The 5,088-nt window shown below is 71.8% G+C and carries 3 protein-coding genes; all 3 read left to right on the top strand.

What is annotated here, in order from left to right; genetic code table 11:
- Positions 1–3,146, top strand: a 3,146-nt coding sequence (locus ACWCPI_RS38770) for a type I polyketide synthase (protein WP_451042651.1), incomplete at its 5' end; no start/stop codon positions are given.
- Positions 3,147–3,163: 17 nt separating this feature from the next.
- A complete protein-coding gene (locus ACWCPI_RS38765; protein ID WP_451042650.1) occupies positions 3,164–4,351 on the top strand; it encodes a cytochrome P450 in 1,188 nt (395 codons plus the stop codon).
- Between the two features lie 78 nt (positions 4,352–4,429).
- A partial coding sequence (locus ACWCPI_RS38760; RefSeq protein WP_451042649.1) for a beta-ketoacyl synthase N-terminal-like domain-containing protein occupies positions 4,430–5,088 on the top strand: 659 nt, incomplete at its 3' end.

The raw sequence follows: 5,088 nt of genomic DNA, 5'->3' as shown, positions 1-5,088 counted from the left end.
TCACCACCGCCCTCACCACCCTCCACACCCACAACGTCACCACCTACCTCGAAATCGGACCCCACCCCACCCTCACACCCCACATCCACACCACCTTGGCCGACGCGGCGCCCGAAGAGCCGTGGGTGCCCGCGCTGCTGCACGGTGAGCGCTCGGAGGTGCGGACCGTCCTCGCGGCGCTGGCCGGCCTGCAGGTGCGCGACGTCGCCGCCCCCGCGTGGGACCGGGTGTTCTCCGGCACCGAACCGCGCCGGGTCGACCTGCCCACGTACGCCTTCCGGCGCGAGCCGTACTGGCTGCACGCGACAGGAGGCCGGGGCGTGACCGCGGCCGGCCTGGCCGGGGTGGACCATCCGCTGCTCGGCGCCGAGACCGAACTCCCGGACGGCTCAAGCGCCTTCACGGGCCGTGTCTCCCTCAGTGCCCACCCGTGGCTCGCCGACCACACGGTCCTCGGCGCGGTGATGCTGCCCGGCACCGCGTATGTCGACTTGGCGCTCTTCGCGGCCGAGCGCAGCGGCTGCCGACGGATCGACGAACTCACCCTGGAGGCGCCCTTGGTGCTGCCTCGACAGGGGGCGGTCGACCTGCGGGTGGTGGTGTCGGCTCCCGATGACGGGGGGAACCGGGCGGTCACCGTCCATTCCCGTACGGCGGAGGCGGAGGCCGGCACGGAGTGGCTCCGGCATGCGACAGGGGTGTTGTCCCCGGCCGAAGGCGCGGAGACGGCCACGAGCGGGGAGCCGTGGCCCCCGGAGGGTGCGGAACGGCTCGATGTCGAGGACGTGCGCGTGCACCTGTCCGGTCTGGGGCTGGACTACGGGCCCGCGTTCCAGGGGCTGCGGGCCGCCTGGCGACGTGCGGGCGACGGCACGGTGTACGCGGAGGTCGCGCTGCCGGGCGGCGTCACCGACACGGCGGGCTTCCGCGTTCACCCCGCGCTGCTGGACGCCGCGCTGCACCCGTTCGCGTCGCCCGAGCCGGGCCGGCCGGTGAACGTCACTCGGCTGCCGTTCTCCTGGCATGGCGTCGCCCTGCACGGGAGCGGGTCGCCGACGTCGTTGCGGGTCCGGTTGTCGCCGTTGGGCGGCGGAGGGCTCGCGCTCTCCCTGTGGGACGGCACCGGCGCGTCCGTCGGGGTGGTCGAGTCGCTGCTGACCCGTCCCGTCGATGCCGGTCAGCTGCGGGTCGGCGCCTCACAGGTGCCGCCCAACTCGCTGTTCCGGCTCGCCTGGGATCCGCTGCCGGTGGCCGTACCGACCGAGCCGCTGCGCCCCGGAACCGTCGTTGTCGAAGAGGGCGGCGGGCTGGGGGACACAGGGCCGGACGGCGTTGTCGGGCCCCACACGGTGGTCGTGCCCTGCACCCTGTCCGGTGCCGACGGTCAGGTGGCCGGCGCGGCGGCGGCTCGTGCGGTCACGCGCCGTGCCCTCGGGCTGGTGCGGGAGGCCCTCTCCGACGAGCGGTTGGCCGCCAGCCACCTGGTGTTCGTCACCAGCGGGGCCGTCGCCGTCGGCGAGGGGGCGCACCGGCTCGATCCGGCGGCCTCCGCGCTGTGGGGCCTGATCCGCTCGGCCCAGTCCGAGAACCCCGGCCGTTTCCAGCTCGTCGACGTCGAGGACCGGACGGACCCGCGCGATGCCCTCGAAGGGAACAGCTCTTTGGCGGCGGCGGTGGCGAGCGGTGAGCCGCAGGTGGCGGTGCGGGCGGGCGAACTGTTCGTGCCTCGCCTCGTGCGGGCCACCGACGAACTCTCCGACGCGGCCGCCGGTTCCTCCGGCCAGGGCGGCGCCTTCGCGCTCGCCCAGGACGGCACGGTGCTGATCACCGGCGGGACCGGTGCTCTCGGCCGCCTGATGGCACGACACCTCGTCGAACGTTACGGCGCCCGCCACCTGCTGCTGCTCAGCCGACGCGGACGTACGGCCCCCGGCGCCGCCGACATGGCGGCCGAGCTGGCGGAGCTGGGTGCCACGGTGACGCTGGCGGCGTGCGATGCGGCGGACCCGGAGGGCCTGCGTAAGGTGCTGGACGCCGTCCCGGTGGAACACCCCCTCACGGCGGTGATCCACGCCGCCGGGGTGCTGGACGACGCCACCGTCCCCGTGCTCACCGACCGGCAGCTCGACACCGTCATGGCGGCCAAGGCCGAGGCGGCCTGGAATCTGCACCAGCTGACCCGGCACCTGGACCTGTCGGCGTTCGTGCTGTTCTCGTCGCTCGCGGGCGTCGTCGGCAGCCCGGGGCAGGCGAACTACGCCGCCGCGAACGCGTACCTCGACGGGCTCGCCCTCCACCGGCGTTCCCTCGGCCTCCCGGCGGTCTCGCTCGCCTGGGGCCCGTGGGCCGAGGCGAGCGGGATGGGCGGCGGTTCCGCGGCCGACGCGCGCAGCGGTGTCCGGGCGCTTGGCGCCGAGGAGGGCCTCGCGCTCGCCGACGCGGCGCTGTCCCTGCCCGGCCGGCCTGTCCTCGTACCGGCGCGGCTGGACCTGGCTGGGCTGCGCGCCCTCGCCTCCGCCGGACCGCTGCCCGCCGTACTGCGCGGGCTGGTACGAGCGTCGGAGAGCCGCGCCGGGGCCGATCGGCGCTCGCTCGTCGACAGCCTCCGCGGCCGGCCGGAGCCCGAGCAGTTCCGTGTGCTCCTCGACCTGGTCCGCGGCCACATCGCGACGGTTCTCGGGCACACGGGCGCCGGTGCCGTGGAGGATCAGCGAGGGCTGCTCGACATGGGCTTCGACTCGCTGACCGCCGTCGAGCTGCGCAACCGGCTCACGGCGGAGACGGGACTGAGGCTGCCGTCCACTCTCGTCTTCGACCATCCCACCCCCGCCGCTCTCGCCCGGCACCTGCATGCGGAGCTGGTCCCCGACGCGCCGGGTCCCTCGCCCCAGGCCGACGAGACCGAGCTCCGACGGATCATCGCCTCGATTCCGCCGGCCCGCTTCCGGGCGGCCGGGCTGGTGGAGGTGCTGATGCGGCTCGCCGACGAGGGAGGCGCTCCCGAGACGCCCGACCCGTCAGGCGTGACGGACGACGACCAGACCGACGTGATCATGTCCGCCGATGTGGACGAGCTTGTTCAACGGGCCATGGCGGCGGCAGGACAGGACCTGCCCCACGACGCGCAAGGCACAGCCAAGGAGTGAGGAGTAGGGAGTACCCCATGGCACACAGCGAAGGAATCATCGAAGCCCTGCCGACCGAGCGACGCTGCCCGTTCGATCCGCCGTCGGAACTCACCGACCTGATCGCCGAGCGGCCGATCGCGAGAATGCACTATCCGGACGGCCACGTGGGCTGGCTGGTCACCAACTACCAACTCGCCAAGGAGGTGCTGTCGAGTCCGCGCATCAGCGCACGGCACGAACTGCGCCGCTTCCCCGTGCCCTTCCCGATCAAGCTCGGCCCGGCGGCTCCCGGTGTTTTCGTGGGCATGGACGCCCCCGAGCACACCCGTTATCGCAAGCCGCTCGCCAAGGCTTTCACGGCGCGGCATGCGCGCGAAATGGAACCCGTAATCCAGCAGATAGCGGATGACGTGCTCGACGCGATGGAGAAAGAGGGCTCGCCGGTCGACCTCGTACGCTCCTTCGCGCTGCCGTTGCCCATCCGGGTGATCTCCGAACTCATCGGCGGGACACAGGACGTCACCGATGAGTTCCAGCAACTCCGCATTCCCATGATCACCCCGGGTACGCCGCCCGAGCAGGCTCGCGCCGCCATGGTGAGGACCGGGGAGCTGATGCGCGAACTCGTCGCGGCCAAGCGGGCGAAGCCGTCGGGCGACCTCCTCGGCAGCCTCATCGCCCGCGGCGACATGACCGACGACGAACTGGCCGCCATCGCACTGCAGATCCTCGGCGCCGGCCATGAGACCACCGCCCACATGTTCGCACTCGGTACCTATCTGCTGCTGCAGGACGACGAGTTGCGGCAGCGGCTCACCACCGAGGGCCCCTGGACGGACGAGGCGGCCGACGAGCTGCTGCGCTATCTGACGATCGCGCAGTTCATCACCCGGGCGGCGCTGGAGGACGTGGAATTCGGCGGTCAGCTCGTCAGGAAGGGGGAAACCGTCACGATCGCCCTGTCGGCGGCGAATCGCGATCCGGAGCGTTTCCCCCACCCGGACACCTTCGATCCCGAGCGGGCTCAGAACGGCCATCTCACGTTCGCCCACGGCGTGCACAAATGCCTGGGTGTCCATCTCGCAAGAACGGAACTCCGGATCGGGATGCCCGCTCTTCTGCGGCGGTTCCCGAAACTCCGCCTCGCGATCCAGCCGGAGGAGATCGGAACACGCGACGCAATGAGCACCTACGGAGTGCACGAGCTGCCCGTTACGTGGTGAAAACCATGCGTAAGCCGCGATCAAGAGCGACTTAAGGGCCTCTTCCGAGGATGAGACCCGCTGAGCATGGAGTTGATAATGGGTACGTCTCCCGAAGACAAGGTCGTCAACGCACTGCGCGCGTCACTGCTGGAGAACGAACGACTGCGGCAGCAGCACCAGCGCCTCACCGAAGCGTCCCGGGAGCCGATCGCGATCGTGGCGGCGGCCTGCCGATACCCGGGCGGCATCACCTCGCCCGAGGACCTGTGGCGGCTCGTCGCGGACGGCCGGGACGCGATCTCCGCGTTACCGGCCGACCGCGGCTGGGATCCTGAGGAGCTCTACGACCCGGATCCCGACCGGACGGGGAAGATCTACGTCCGTGAAGGAGCCTTCCTCGACCGCCCCGCCGGGTTCGACGCGGAGTTCTTCGGGATCAGCCCGCGCGAGGCGCTCGCGATCGACCCCCAGCAGCGGCTGCTGCTGGAGGTGACGTGGGAGGCTCTCGAGCGGGCGGGCATCGACCCGTCGTCGCTGCGCGGCAGCCCGACCGGTGTCTTCACGGGCGTGATGTACGGCGACTACGGCGCTCGGCTCTTCCGCGACGTGCCCGACGGGTTCGAGGGTCATCTGGGCACCAGCAGTGCCTACAGCGCCGCTTCGGGGCGTGTCTCGTACACGTTCGGGTTCGAGGGACCGGCGGTCAGCGTCGACACCGCCTGCTCGTCCTCACTGACCGCCGTGCACCTCGCCGC

The sequence above is a fragment of the Streptomyces sp. NPDC001920 genome, from assembly GCF_053594495.1.
The sequence above is the reverse complement of the archived record's forward strand: the minus strand, read 5'-3'. Positions and strand labels throughout refer to the sequence as shown.